The 13,278-nt window shown below is 64.8% G+C and carries 13 protein-coding genes; 8 read left to right on the forward strand and 5 right to left on the reverse strand.

What is annotated here, in order from left to right:
• Nucleotides 1–40: 40 nt before the first annotated feature.
• On the forward strand, nucleotides 41–559 hold the full coding sequence (locus LPB260_RS12880) for a DUF6586 family protein (RefSeq protein WP_208709233.1): 519 nt from the start codon (nucleotides 41–43) through the stop codon (nucleotides 557–559).
• A gap of 77 nt (nucleotides 560–636) precedes the next feature.
• Nucleotides 637–870, forward strand: coding sequence for a hypothetical protein (locus LPB260_RS12885; RefSeq protein WP_208709235.1), 234 nt, complete (start codon nucleotides 637–639; stop codon nucleotides 868–870).
• A 115-nt stretch (nucleotides 871–985) separates the two neighbouring features.
• On the opposite strand, the gene sulA is transcribed toward LPB260_RS12885, so the two are convergent.
• Both sulA and lexA read right to left on the reverse strand, forming a co-directional pair.
• The gene (gene sulA / locus LPB260_RS12890) at nucleotides 986–1,459 is read right to left on the reverse strand and encodes an SOS-induced cell division inhibitor SulA (RefSeq protein WP_208709237.1); all 474 of its coding nucleotides are present in this window, start codon (nucleotides 1,457–1,459) and stop codon (nucleotides 986–988) included.
• Between the two features lie 10 nt (nucleotides 1,460–1,469).
• The gene (gene lexA / locus LPB260_RS12895) at nucleotides 1,470–2,078 is read right to left on the reverse strand and encodes a transcriptional repressor LexA (protein ID WP_208709239.1); all 609 of its coding nucleotides are present in this window, start codon (nucleotides 2,076–2,078) and stop codon (nucleotides 1,470–1,472) included.
• Nucleotides 2,079–2,347: 269 nt separating this feature from the next.
• Between lexA and LPB260_RS12900 the strand changes: the two genes are divergently transcribed.
• From LPB260_RS12900 to LPB260_RS12915, 4 genes are read left to right on the forward strand one after another with little or no spacing between them, the layout of a single operon-like run.
• Nucleotides 2,348–3,055, forward strand: a complete 708-nt coding sequence (locus tag LPB260_RS12900) for a TetR/AcrR family transcriptional regulator (RefSeq protein WP_208709242.1) — start codon at nucleotides 2,348–2,350, stop codon at nucleotides 3,053–3,055.
• Nucleotides 3,056–3,103: 48 nt separating this feature from the next.
• Entirely contained in the window at nucleotides 3,104–3,628 is a 525-nt protein-coding gene (locus LPB260_RS12905; protein ID WP_208709244.1) for a L,D-transpeptidase, read from the forward strand.
• Between the two features lie 21 nt (nucleotides 3,629–3,649).
• Nucleotides 3,650–4,648: a beta-N-acetylhexosaminidase gene (nagZ, locus tag LPB260_RS12910; protein ID WP_208709246.1), complete on the forward strand. Its 999-nt coding sequence runs from the start codon at nucleotides 3,650–3,652 to the stop codon at nucleotides 4,646–4,648.
• Between the two features lie 10 nt (nucleotides 4,649–4,658).
• Nucleotides 4,659–5,396 carry an S-methyl-5'-thioinosine phosphorylase gene (locus LPB260_RS12915; RefSeq protein ID WP_208709248.1) on the forward strand — a complete coding sequence of 246 codons (738 nt, stop codon included), beginning with the start codon at nucleotides 4,659–4,661 and terminating at the stop codon, nucleotides 5,394–5,396.
• A gap of 57 nt (nucleotides 5,397–5,453) precedes the next feature.
• On the opposite strand, the gene LPB260_RS12920 is transcribed toward LPB260_RS12915, so the two are convergent.
• Together LPB260_RS12920 and mfd are read right to left on the reverse strand one after the other, a co-directional pair.
• Nucleotides 5,454–5,990 carry a CsiV family protein gene (locus LPB260_RS12920; RefSeq protein ID WP_208709250.1) on the reverse strand — a complete coding sequence of 179 codons (537 nt, stop codon included), beginning with the start codon at nucleotides 5,988–5,990 and terminating at the stop codon, nucleotides 5,454–5,456.
• A 10-nt stretch (nucleotides 5,991–6,000) separates the two neighbouring features.
• Nucleotides 6,001–9,438 carry a transcription-repair coupling factor gene (gene mfd, locus LPB260_RS12925; protein ID WP_208710200.1) on the reverse strand — a complete coding sequence of 1,146 codons (3,438 nt, stop codon included), beginning with the start codon at nucleotides 9,436–9,438 and terminating at the stop codon, nucleotides 6,001–6,003.
• Nucleotides 9,439–9,584: 146 nt separating this feature from the next.
• On the opposite strand from mfd, the gene LPB260_RS12930 reads away from it, so the two are divergent.
• Entirely contained in the window at nucleotides 9,585–11,051 is a 1,467-nt protein-coding gene (locus LPB260_RS12930; protein ID WP_208709252.1) for a glyceraldehyde-3-phosphate dehydrogenase, read from the forward strand.
• A gap of 43 nt (nucleotides 11,052–11,094) precedes the next feature.
• Here the strand turns inward: LPB260_RS12930 and LPB260_RS12935 are convergent, their stop codons facing one another.
• A complete protein-coding gene (locus LPB260_RS12935; protein ID WP_208709254.1) occupies nucleotides 11,095–11,664 on the reverse strand; it encodes a chalcone isomerase family protein in 570 nt (189 codons plus the stop codon).
• A 273-nt stretch (nucleotides 11,665–11,937) separates the two neighbouring features.
• On the opposite strand from LPB260_RS12935, the gene LPB260_RS12940 reads away from it, so the two are divergent.
• Nucleotides 11,938–13,275 carry a Na(+)-translocating NADH-quinone reductase subunit A gene (locus LPB260_RS12940; RefSeq protein ID WP_208709256.1) on the forward strand — a complete coding sequence of 446 codons (1,338 nt, stop codon included), beginning with the start codon at nucleotides 11,938–11,940 and terminating at the stop codon, nucleotides 13,273–13,275.
• Nucleotides 13,276–13,278 lie beyond the last annotated feature (3 nt).

Raw genomic sequence — 13,278 nt, forward strand, 5'->3', positions numbered from 1 at the left:
CGCGCGTATAGTGATTTGATCCGCAGAGGAGGGCGCTGCCATGGCCAATGAGCTCTATACCCGCACCAATCAGAAGATTTTCTATGCCGGCCTGGCGCTGGAGTCCTGGCGCAAGGCGGAAGAGGGGCGGGCGATGAACGCCCAAGGCCTGATCCAGGCCGAGCGCGAGGCCGCCCTGTTTCACCTGTACGGGGCGCTGCTCGGGTTGTGCCATGAGATAGCCGGCTATTACCGCTTGCCGGAACGCGACGCGCCGCGCGCCGAGCAGCTGTTGAGCAGGGCGGTGCTGGAGTCGGCACCGAGCCCCGAGTTGGCCGAGCTGGTCGAGTTGGCGCAGCACTCGGAAACCTGGCTGGCGCAGCTGTTGCAGGCCTACGCCGAGCTGTTTCTGCCGCCCCGGGAGGAAAAGAAGGCCAAGGCCGACGTGCTCACGCCTTTGATCGAGGCGGTCAGCCTGGATCAGGAGGTGACACCCGTGTCGCGGGAGACCTTGGAGGCGTGGCGGCAGCAACTAAAGGCGCTGGCGCAGCGTTTTCGCGAGTCGCTCACCGAGTGGTGACTCGGCTCTGGATGGGTGGACTAGGGTGAAGCCTGGTCGGCTGTTACAATGCCGGCCTTTCGTGGAGAGTCGAACCAATGCCTACATCCTTCCTGGAAATTGTCGAGTTGCCCGATGGGCGCATAGCCCTGCGTCGCGCGGAGGATGAGGAGGCGCTGGTGGTGCTGGATTTCTCTTCCGATGCCAAGGCCTTCCTGCAAGGCCAGCATATTGAAGTGGCCAAGGCCATGCTGAACGTCGGCGTGCAGATGGCGGGCCGTCTGGCCGAAGGCGACTTTCAACATGAGGAGCAGGCGCGCGTCCTGCATTGAGCGGGGTAGCGCCGGCTCGACGCGGATGTCGGCCGTCAGGTCGTTTCCGTTGGACTCATCAATCCCTTCCTGGCTGACCTGCCCCATGCGCGGTTTTGCGCGCCACTTCGTTGGCCTAGCCCAGGCTGATATTCAGACTCTGCGCCTGCCCCTGGCGTGCGGCTTGTTCCAGGCGTTGCCGAGCGGCGTGCTCGAGTGGGTGCAACCAGCTGATTACGGTATGACTGCGCCCCAGCCTCAATGCTTGCTCGGCCAATTGCAGGGCGCTCTGCCGCTCCCCCGGCTGCAGCAGCAGGATGCGCTCGCGGTTCAGGCCCGCATCGCGCAGCCAGCTGGCGGTCAGCGATGCGGGTGGTGCAATCAGGGTTAGCCAGCGTGCGTCACTGGTTTCGCTCAGCTCGCGGAGGACAGGGGCGAGCAGATTCAGGCAGTGCCCGGCAGCACCACGCAGAGACAGCTCGCTGAACGCCTCTGGCTCATCCAGCCAGGGCGACTGTGCGGCTTCGGTCATGAGCGCGGGTGCTGGCGAGGCCAGGAATGCATCGAACAGCGGCAGTTGCGTGCGGTTCAGCGGCTGCGGGGACTGCATAGATCCTCCTTTAGCGGCGAATGACGCCGACGCTCAGGCCTTCGATAACCAGATCCTGTTCTTCCAGATTCACCTCGATCGGCGCGAACTCGGGATTCTCGGCGAGCAACCAGACCTTGTTGCCGTCACGCTTGAAGCGTTTGACCGTCACCTCGTCATCGATGCGGGCCACCACCACTTGCCCGTTGCGCGCTTCCCGGGTGGTGTGCACGGCAAGCAGGTCGCCATCGAAGATGCCGATGTCCTTCATGCTCATGCCGCGCACGCGCAACAGGTAGTCGGCGCGGGGGTGGAAGAACTCCGGGTTGATACGGCAGGATTCTTCCACGTGCTGCTGCGCCAGAATCGGCGCGCCGGCAGCTACGCGGCCAATAACCGGCAGGCCTTCTTCCTCGTTGCTCGGTTCAAAGCCGGGAATGCGAATGCCGCGAGAGGCACCTGGAGTCATCTCAATGGCACCCTTGCGGGCCAGGGCCTTCAAGTGTTCTTCAGCTGCATTGGGGGACTTGAAGCCAAGCGCTTGGGCGATCTCTGCCCGTGTCGGTGGGTAGCCGTTATCTTCCAGGCACTGCTTGATGAAGGCGAGAATCTCTGTTTGACGCGGCGTGAGCTTAAGCATGGTTGGGCTCTGTTTTTATATACAGTGACTGGGATTATATACAGTGCGGAAGGCTTGGCAATCCACCTTTCTGCTTCCTGACCTGTTTTGCCCTTGTACTTTGTTGATGGCTGCGTGTTACTTGACTGGGTTTGTGCGCGTCTTGCTCTGCTGCACAAGCTCGCTACTGTGAAATTGTGACTGGTCGGCCGAAAGACGTCTGGCGCGGCTTGACAAGAAGTAGGGCTGAAACGTATGTTTCAAACAAGTGTTTGTCAGGTGTGAAGGTCATGGCTCAATCGGAAACCGTAGAACGTATCCTCGATGCTGCGGAGCAGCTGTTCGCGGAGAAGGGGTTCGCCGAGACTTCCCTGCGGTTGATCACCAGTAAGGCCGGGGTCAACCTGGCAGCGGTGAATTACCATTTCGGTTCGAAGAAGGCGCTGATCCAGGCGGTCTTCTCGCGCTTTCTCGGGCCGTTCTGCGCCAGTCTCGAGCGTGAACTCGACCGCCGTCAGGCCAAGCCTGAAGGTAAGGCCAGTCTCGAGGAGCTGCTCGAGTTGCTGGTCGAGCAGGCCCTGGCGGTGAAGCCGCGCAGTGGCAACGACCTGTCGATCTTCATGCGCCTGCTGGGCTTGGCCTTCAGTCAGAGCCAGGGCCACCTGCGCAAGTACCTGGAAGAAGTCTACGGCAAGGTTTTCCGGCGTTACATGCTGCTGGTGCATGAGGCGGCGCCACGCATACCGCCGCTGGAGCTGTTCTGGCGAGTGCACTTCATGTTGGGTGCCGCGGCGTTCAGCATGTCTGGGATCAAGGCCCTGCGGGCCATGGCCGAGACCGATTTCGGGGTCAATACCTCGATTGAGCAGGTGATGCGCCTGATGGTGCCGTTTCTGGCGGCGGGCATGCGGGCGGAGTCCGGTCTGGCCGATGAAGCGCTGGCGGCCGCCCAGCACAGGGCGCGGGTCAAGAGCTCGGTCGTCTCCGCCAAGGTGTAACGGTGAGCGGGTGGGCTTGGCGGGCATGATCCGCTAAGCTAGCCGCCCATGCGCGATCTCGACCTTCTGCATATTTCGCTTGCTGATCAGTGCCTGTACGGCTTCGTCGACGGGCAGTTGCTGCTGCGCCTGCCGGTTTCCACGGCGCTCAATGGTCCCGGTGAGCTCAATGGCTCCGGCTGTACGCCGCGGGGCTTGCACCAGGTGCGGGCGAAGATCGGTGAGGGGCTGCCGGTTGGCGCGGTGCTGCGCGGGCGGCGGTGGACCGGCGAGCAGTGGTCTGCCGAACTGGCCGCGCAGTTTCCCGAGCGGGACTGGATCCTTTCGCGGATTCTCTGGCTTAGCGGCTGCGAGCCGGGACGCAACCGGCTCGGCAACGTGGACACCTTTCGCCGCTACATCTACCTGCACGGTACCCCGGACACCGAGCCGATGGGGGAGCCGCGCTCCCATGGCTGCGTACGCCTGCGCAATGAAGATCTGATCGCCCTGTTCCCCCGTGTTCCCCTGAGGTGCGCAGTGCGCATCGAAGAAGCGTCCTGCCCGGGCTGGGCGGCGATGCCCCTCAATTAAGGATTTCGAGTGAGTTCAAGCATGCAAGGTTCGCTGATGCTGGATATCGACGGTACCTGGCTGACCGCCGAGGACCGCCAGTTGCTGAGGCAGCCGGAGGTGGGCGGGTTGATTCTGTTCGCACGCAATATCGAGGACCCGCGGCAGGTGCGCGAGCTGTGCGCGGCGATTCGCGCCGTGCGCCCCGAACTGCTGCTGGCCGTGGATCAGGAAGGTGGCCGTGTGCAGCGCCTGCGCAATGGTTTCGTGCGCCTGCCGGCCATGCGCGCGGTGGCGGACAATCAGAATGCCGAGGCGTTGGCCGAGTACTGCGGCTGGATCATGGCCACCGAGGTATTGGCGGCCGGTTTGGACCTGAGTTTCGCTCCGGTGCTGGACCTCGACCACCAGCGCAGCGCGGTGGTCGGCAGTCGCGCCTTCGAGGGCGATGCGCAGCGGGCGGCGGTGCTGGCCGGGGCCTTCATTCGCGGCATGGGCACGGCAGGAATGGCGGCCACCGGCAAGCATTTTCCCGGCCATGGTTGGGCCGAGGCCGACTCCCATGTGGCCATACCGGTGGACGAGCGCAGCCTAGAACAGATTCGCGCCAGCGACCTGCAGCCGTTTGTGCGGCTCAGCGGTGAGCTGGCCGCGGTGATGCCGGCCCACGTCATCTATTCCCAGGTCGACAGTCAGCCCGCGGGTTTCTCGCGTCGTTGGCTGCAGGAAATCCTGCGCGGCGAGCTGGGGTTCACCGGGGTGATCTTCAGCGATGACCTGTCCATGGCCGGCGCCCATGTGGCCGGCGACGCCGCCGGGCGCATCGAGGCGGCCCTCACGGCGGGTTGTGACATGGGCCTGGTGTGCAATGATCGTGCGGCGGCGGAGTTGGCCCTGAGTGCCTTGCAGCGCCTCAAGGTCAGCGTGCCGGCTGGCTTGGCCAAGATACGCCGGCGGGCCTTCCCGGGCGTCGAGTATCGACAGGACCCGCGTTGGCTGGATGCCATGACTGCCCTGCGCGCCGCCCAACTGATTGATTGAGGAACGTTTGATGACTGTTTACGCCATTATCGGTGGTACCGGCCTGACCCAGCTGGAGGGCCTGACCATCAATTCGGCCTTGAATCTCGAATCGCCCTACGGTCCGCCTTCGGCGCCGGTGCTGCGCGGCGACTACGCCGGGCGCGAGGTGCTGTTCCTCGCGCGGCACGGCCACCCGCACCGTATTCCGCCGCATCAGGTGAACTACCGCGCCAATCTCTGGGCGCTGAAGGAGGCCGGCGCCCAGGCGCTCATCGCGGTGAACGCCGTGGGCGGCATCCATGCGGCCATGGGCACCGGGCATTTCTGCGTACCGCACCAGATCATCGACTACACCTCGGGGCGCGCGCACACCTTCTACGAAGGCGAGCTGGAACATGTCACCCATGTCGACTTCAGCCACCCCTACGACGGGGCGTTGCGCGACAAGCTGTGTGCCGCCCTGGCGGCCGAAGGCTGCGCCTTCAGCGGCCATGGCGTCTATGGCTGTACCCAGGGGCCGCGACTGGAGACGGTGGCGGAGATCGCCCGGCTGGAGCGCGACGGCTGCGATATCGTCGGCATGACCGGGATGCCCGAGGCGGTGCTGGCGCGTGAGCTGTCGCTGCCTTATGCCTGTCTGTCGCTGGTGGTCAATCCGGCGGCCGGCAAGTCCACGGCCTTGATCACCATGGCGGAGATCGAGCGTGCGCTGGATGAGGGGATGGGCCAGGTCAAGGCGGTGCTGGCGCGCGTGCTGGCCGGGTAAACCGGCGACTGGATGAAATAAGGGCCGCATCGCGCGGCCCTTTTTCGTGGTATCGAGTTATAGCGGCTTGACGCGTATCAGCAGCCCCAGGCTGCCATGGTCCAGGTAGGTCAGTTCACCGCTCTTCAGGCGGCTGTCCTGCTTGAGGCGCTCGCTGCCCTGCAGCAGGCCGCTGGCGTCGAACTGGTTGACCCAGAGGTCGGCCTCGACGTCGATGAAGCGCGCCAGCCTGAGACTCAGGGTGCCCTCTACGGGAAAGTGACCGAACTGCTCGCCGCCGCTGCTCAGTGCCACGCGGCTGGGGGAGCCGGACAGGCTCTGCGACCAGGCCTTGTGCAGCAGCACCTGGTAGCCGTTGGCGGCGCTGAGCTTGGCGGCTTCGCTGTTCAGCGCGGTGCCGCGCTCGCTGCCCAGGTCAATGGAGGGAGCGCCCTGGGCCCAGTCGTCCGGCGCCGGCTGGCTGGCCGGGACCGGCTCGCCGGCCTGGCGGAAGACGATGACCTCGACCTGAAAAAGGCCGTCGGCGACAGCCGGCGTGGCGAGCAGCATGAGCAGGGTGAGCGGCAGCAGGGCCAGGGTGCGGAATGCGCGCATGGTTGAGTCCTTAAGCGGCGGGGATCAGGCGCTCGAAGAGCGCTTCCAGGGTATTGAATCGTTGCTCCGGGCGCTCCATCGGCACCTGGAACTTGAACAGGGTGGCACCTTCGAACTTGTAACGGTTGGGCTGGCTCTGGATCAGCTTGATCAGGGTCAGCGGATCGACACAGGTGTCGGCGGCGAACTCGACGCGCCCGCCCTGGGGGCCGGCATCGACCTTCTTGATGCCCAGGCGTTCGGCCTGCAGCTTCAGCAGGGTCAGGCGCACCAGGTTCTTGGTCGGCTCGGGGAGCAGGCCGAAACGGTCGATCATCTCCACCTGCAACTCCTTCAGGCCGTCCTCGTCGGTGGCCGAGGCGATGCGCTTGTAGAGAATCAGGCGCGCGTGCACATCCGGCAGGTAGTCCTCGGGGATCAGCGCCGGCAGGCGCAGGTTGATTTCCGGGCCGCCGCCCAGGGGCTGCTCGAGGTTCGGTTGCTCGCCCTTGCGGATCGCCTTCACTGCGCGCTCGAGCATTTCCATGTAGAGGGTGAAGCCGACGGCCTGGATCTGCCCGCTCTGGCCGTCGCCGAGCAGTTCACCGGCGCCGCGGATTTCCAGGTCGTGGGTGGCGAGGACGAACCCGGCGCCCAGGTCCTGGGCATTGGCGATGGCCTCCAGGCGCTTCTGCGCGTCGTCGGTGACCTGCTTGCGTGGCGGCGTCAGCAGGTAGGCGTAGGCCTGGTGGTGGCTACGGCCGACGCGGCCGCGCAACTGGTGCAGCTGGGCCAGGCCGAACTTGTCGGCGCGCTCGATGATGATGGTGTTGGCGCTCGGCACGTCGATGCCGGTCTCGATGATGGTCGAGGCGATCAGCACGTTGAAGCGCTTGTGATAGAAGTCGCTCATCACCTGCTCCAGGTCGCGCTCGCGCATCTGCCCGTGGCCGATGCCGATGCGCGCCTCCGGCACCAGGGCGGCCAGGTCGGCGGCGCACTTCTCGATGGTCTTCACGTCGTTGTGCAGGTAGTAGACCTGGCCGCCGCGCAGCAGCTCGCGCAGCAGGGCTTCCTTGACCACGCCGCTCTGCTGCTCCATGACGAAGGTGCGCACCGACAGGCGGCGTGCCGGCGGCGTGGCGATGATCGACAGGTCGCGCATGCCCGCCACGGCCATGTTCAGGGTGCGCGGAATCGGCGTGGCGGTCAGGGTGAGGATGTCCACCTCGCTGCGCAGGGCCTTGAGCTGCTCCTTCTGGCGCACGCCGAAACGGTGTTCCTCGTCGATGATCACCAGGCCCAGGTTGTTGAACTTGACGTCGTCCTGCAGCAGCTTGTGGGTGCCGATGACGATGTCCACCTTGCCCTCGGCCAGCTGCTGCATGGCCTCGCCGACCTCCTTGGCGCTCTTGAAGCGGCTCATCACCTCGACCTTGACCGGCCAGTCGGCAAAGCGGTCGCGGAAGCTGTTGTAGTGCTGCTGGGCGAGCAGGGTGGTGGGCACCAGCACGGCTACCTGGCGGCCGCTGTGCACGGCGATAAAGGCGGCGCGCATGGCCACCTCGGTCTTGCCGAAGCCGACGTCGCCGCAGACCAGGCGGTCCATCGGCTTGGCCGCCAGCATGTCCTCGCGCACCGCGTCGATGGCGGCCTGCTGGTCGGGGGTCTCCTCGAAGGGGAAGCCGGCGCTAAAGGTGGCGTAGTCGAGCTGCGGGTCGGCGAACGCATAGCCCTCGCGGGCGGCCCGCCGGGCGTAAATGTCGAGCAGCTCGGCGGCGACATCGCGCACCTGTTCGGCAGCCTTGCGCTTGGCCTTCTGCCAGGTTTCCGAGCCCAGGCGGTGCAGCGGCGCCAGGGCGTCGTCGCTGCCGGTGTAGCGGGCGATCAGGTGTAGGCTGGCCACCGGCACGTAGAGCTTGGCCTCCTCGGCGTACTGCAGGGCGAGGAATTCGGCGCTCTGGCCGTCGATTTCCAGGGTGATCAGGCCCTGGTAGCGGCCGACACCGTGGTCGATATGCACCACCGGCGCGCCTTCGCGCAGCTCGGTGAGGTTCTTGATCACATTGTCGCCGCCGTCGCGGGTCTTCTCGCGGCGGCGGCGCTGCATCACCCGCTGGCCGAACAGCGGGCTTTCGGCGATCAGCGCCAGTTCGTCGAGCAGCAGGCCCTCGTCGAGCGGCGCGATGCAGATGGCCAGGCGTTCGCCGCTGGCGCTGAACTCGTCCCAGCCCTCGACCTCCCGGGGCTTGAGCTTGAGGCGGGCGAGCAGTTCCAGCAGCACCTCGCGGCGCCCTGCCGATTCGGCGCAGAAGAGGATGCGCCCCGGGTGCGTCTCGATGAAGCGGCGCAGCGCGGCCAGCGGCTCGTTGGCCTTGGCCTCGATGGCCAGGTCCGGCAGGGGCTGGGCGTTGAAGCGCTGGCGGCCGACGCCCGGTTCGATGTCTTCCTGGCTGATCACCACCCGCGGCCAGTTCTTCAGGCGGGCGAAGCAGTCCTCCACCGGCAGGAAGATGTCGGCTGGCGGCAGCAGCGGGCGCTCGGGGTCGACGCGGCGCTCCTCGTAGCGACTGCGCGCGTCGGACCAGAAATGCTCGGCGGCCTTCTCCACCCCAGGCAGGGAAAACACCTGGGTGTCCGCGGGCAGGTAGTCGAACAGGGTTGCGGTTTCCTCGAAGAACAGCGGCAGGTAGTACTCGATGCCGGCCGGGGTGATGCCGGTGGCCAGGTCCTGATAGATCGGGCAGCGGCGGAAATCGACGTCGAAGCGTTCGCGAAAGCGCCCGCGGAAATCGGTGACGGCCTTCTTCTCCAGGGGGAACTCCCGCGCCGGCAGCAGCTTGATCGACTCGACCTTGTCGATCGAGCGCTGGGTCTCCGGATCGAAGGTGCGCAGGGTCTCGATCTCGTCGTCGAACAGGTCGATGCGGTAGGGCTGCTCGCTGCCCATCGGGAACAGGTCGATCAACGCGCCGCGCACGGCGAACTCGCCGTGCTCGTACACGGTGTCGACGCAGCGGTAGCCCGCTGCCTCCAGGCGCAGGCGCATCTCGTCGACGTCGAGCTTCTGGCCGACATCCAGTACCAGGCTGCTGCCTAGCAGGAAGCGGGTCGGTGCCAGGCGGTGTAGGGCGGTGGTGATCGGCACTACCAGCACGCCGTGCTTGAGCTCCGGCAGGCGGTAGAGCGCGGCGATACGCTGGGAAATGATGTCCTGGTGCGGCGAAAACAGATCGTAGGGCAGGGTTTCCCAGTCGGGGAAATGCAGCACCGGCAGCGACGGCGCGAAGAAGGCCAGCTCCTGCTCCAGGCGCTCGGCGCTCTGGCTGTCGGCGGTCAGTAGCAGGGTGAAGCGCTGGACGGCGCTGGCCGCCTCGGCAACGGCCAGGCTCAGGGCGGCGCCGGGCAGGTTGCCCCAGTGTTGTTTCCCGGCAGTGGCGGGCAGGGGCGGCAGGCGCAGTACGGACACGGTCGGTAAAGGCACGGGCGGCTCACGGTCGTGGTACAAGGCCGGCGATTGTAGCGGGCGAGGGCGCAAGCTGTCAGTTGCGACAGCTGCGCATTGCTCATGCATGCGCGCGCCGTCATAATGTAGCCCCTTTTTTCAGCCCCTACATGTGGAAGGTACTGCCCGTGACTCAGAAGCCCGACCAGTGTCTCGGTGAGTGGATCGATCGAGAAGCCCTTGCGGAAGCGATGATTCCGATGATTGGCCAACTCTATCGCAACAACAACGTGGTCACCTCGATCTACGGTCGTAGCCTGATCAACCGCTCCGTCATCCAGATTCTCAAGGCCCACCGCTATGCGCGTCATCGCTTGGATGGCGATGCCGAGCTGTCGGTGCACGACACGTTCCCGATGCTCAAGACCATGAGCGAGCTCAAGTTGGGCGCCGCCTCGGTGGATCTGGGGCGGATGATGGCCAAGTTCCTCCAGGAGGCCAACGGCCGCAGCATCGAGGAGTTCGTGCGCGATGAGCTGGCGCCGGTTGCCGGCCAGCAGAATGCCGTGGCGCGCAAGGGTACTGACGTGGTGCTCTACGGTTTCGGCCGTATCGGTCGCTTGCTGGCACGCATCCTGATCGAGAAGATCGGTGGTGGCGACGGTCTGCGCCTTCGCGCCATCGTCGTGCGCAAGGGAGCGGACAACGACCTGGTCAAGCGCGCCAGCCTGCTGCGCCGCGACTCCGTGCATGGGCCGTTCGATGGCACCATCACCATCGACGAGGAAAACAACACCCTGACCGCCAACGGCAACCTGATCCAGATCATCTACTCTAACGATCCGGCGTCCATCGACTACACCCAGTACGGCATCCAGGATGCCCTGCTGGTCGATAACACCGGCAAGTGGCGTGACGCCGAAGGCCTGGGCCAGCACCTCAAGTGCCCGGGGATCGATCGCGTGGTGCTCACCGCGCCGGGCAAGGGTGCGCTGAAGAACATCGTGCATGGCATCAACCATGCCGAGATCACCGCCGACGACAAGATCGTCTCCGCCGCCTCCTGCACCACCAACGCCATCGTGCCGGTGCTCAAGGCGATGAACGACAAGTACGGCATCGTCAACGGCCATGTCGAAACCGTGCACTCCTACACCAACGACCAGAACCTGATCGACAACTTCCACAAGGGCAGTCGTCGTGGTCGCAGCGCGGCGCTGAACATGGTGATCACCGAGACCGGCGCGGCTACCGCGGCGGCCAAGGCCTTGCCGGTGCTCAAAGGCAAGTTGACCGGCAACGCGATTCGCGTGCCGACGCCCAACGTGTCGATGGCGATCCTCAATCTCAATCTGGAGAGGTCGGTCAGTCGCGAAGACGTCAATGAGTACCTGCGCTACATGGCGCTGCACTCGGATCTGCACAAGCAGATCGATTTCGTCAATTCCCAGGAAGTGGTGTCGACCGACTTCGTCGGTTCGCGCCATGCCGGGGTAGTGGATGCCGATGCGACCATCGCCAACGACAACCGGGTCGTGCTGTATGTGTGGTACGACAACGAGTTCGGCTACAGCTGCCAGGTGGTTCGCGTGATGGAAGACATGGTTGGGGTCAACCCGCCGGCCTTCCCGGGCTAAGCCCTAGGCGGTCACACGAAACGGGAGCTACGGCTCCCGTTTTTTATTGCGGCGATTCTGCCAGCAGGTTGTCGCGCAGGCGCGCCGACAGGCCGTCGGGCGCCAGCCAGATACCCAGATAGGCGTTGGCCAGTACGCTGTTGCGGCTGAAGAAGGCGGTCTCGCCGTTGCGCTCCAGGCTCAGGCCGCTGCCGGCGGCATAGTTGAGGGCGTAGCGGTCGCCGGGGCGTATGTCGCGAAAGCTGGCGTGCAGCGCGTCCAGTTCCTCGCGCAGGCGCCCGAGGGTGGCGGTGTCGCGTTGCCTGCGCAACGTGACCCAGGCGGCCTCTATCACGTCTTCGCGGTCGATATCGCGGAAGTAGTACAGCTCCAGGCGCTTGCTGTGCCGGGCGTCGAGCGCCTGGCGTGCGCTCACCTGGGGAGCGGCATAGAGCGCGGCGGCGTAGACATCCGCCCACAGGTAGCGGAGCACGCTCTGGTTCTTCAGTTCCAGGTCGACCTGATCGAGCGAGTAGAGCCCCGGAAAGTTCGCCTCACGCAGGCGCTCGTCGCTGCCGGCCTGAAGGGGGAAGCTCAAGAGGAAAAACGTGACTAGTGCAAGTATTCGGGTCATGGTGAGTTCCGTATTCGGACAATGGTTCTATTTCACCCCTCGGGGCGCTTGCGTCAAGTTGTCGCTGCTCCGCCTACTTGACTGAAAACTTAAAAAAAGCAAGCGCTTGGGTGGTCAGTCGGTGGGCGCGAATCTATAATCGAACGGATTTTTTACCCGCGTTCGACACTCCTGTTCTCTCCGATTGCTGGCTCAGCCTGGTTTTCGAAATGAGCCGCGCAGGATGTCGGTCGTATTCAAAAAAAGCTTATAAATCAGTGGTTAGGCAAACCTATGATCAAGATAAAAAATGGGCTTGATTTGCCCATAACAGGCGCGCCGGCGCAACGCATAGAGGCCGCCAGGCCGGTGCGTAGCGTCGCCGTCATAGGCTTCGATTATCACGGTATGAAGCCTACGATGGAGGTTCAGGTCGGTGATCGGGTCAAGCTCGGTCAGGTGCTGTTCTCCGACAAGAAGACTCCGGGGGTTACCTATACCGCACCGGGCACCGGCGTGGTCAGCGCGATTCATCGCGGCGAGAAGCGTGTGCTGCAGTCGGTGGTGATCGACCTCGACGGCGACGAGCAGCTGAGCTTCGCCCAGTATCCGGCCACCCAGCTGGACAGCCTGAGCGATGCCCAGGTGCGCGAGAACCTGCAGCAGTCCGGCCTTTGGACCGCACTGCGTAGCCGTCCGTTCAGCAAGGTGCCGGCCGTCGATGCGGTGCCCAGCTCGATCTTCGTCACCGCCATCGACACGCATCCACTGGCGGCCGATCCGACCGTGGTGATCGGCGAGTACGCCAGCGACTTCGAGAACGGTCTCAAGGTACTGAGCCGCCTGGGCAAGGTGTTCCTGTGCAAGGCCGAGGGCACGAGCCTTCCGGGCGAGCAGCAGGCCAATGTGCAGGCCGCCGCTTTCTCCGGTCCGCACCCGGCCGGTCTGCCCGGCACCCATATCCACTTCCTCGATCCGGTCAACGCCAGCAAGAGCGTCTGGTCGATCAACTACCAGGACGTGATCGCGGTTGGCAAGCTGTTCACCAGCGGCCAGCTGTGGGTCGAGCGCGTGGTCGCCCTGGCCGGCCCAGTGGTCGAGCAGCCGCGTCTGCTGCGCACCCGCCTGGGCGCCAACCTGGAAGAGCTGACCGCAGGCCAGCTGCAGTCCGGCTACAACCGGGTGATTTCCGGTTCGGTGTTGGGTGGTCGTACCGCCCAGGGCGCATTTGCCTTCCTGGGGCGCTACCACTTGCAGGTGTCGTGCCTGGCCGAAGGGGCCGATCGTGAGCTGATGCACTACCTGCGTGCCGGGGTGAACAAGCATTCGGTACTGAACATCTTCGTCTCCAAGCTGATGGGCGCGAAGAAGTTCCCCTTCTCCACCACCACCAACGGCAGCCCGCGGGCGATGGTGCCGGTGGGCAACTACGAAGCGGTGATGCCGCTGGACATCCTGCCAACCCAACTGCTGCGCTACCTGATCGTCGGCGACACCGAGATGGCCCAGAAACTGGGTTGTCTGGAACTCGACGAAGAAGACCTGGCGCTGTGCACCTACGTGTGCGCCGGCAAGTATGAATACGGCCCGATCCTGCGGGATAACCTCGCCCGTATCGAGAAGGAGGGTTAAGCC

Source organism: Pseudomonas sp. LPB0260 (genome assembly GCF_013388395.1).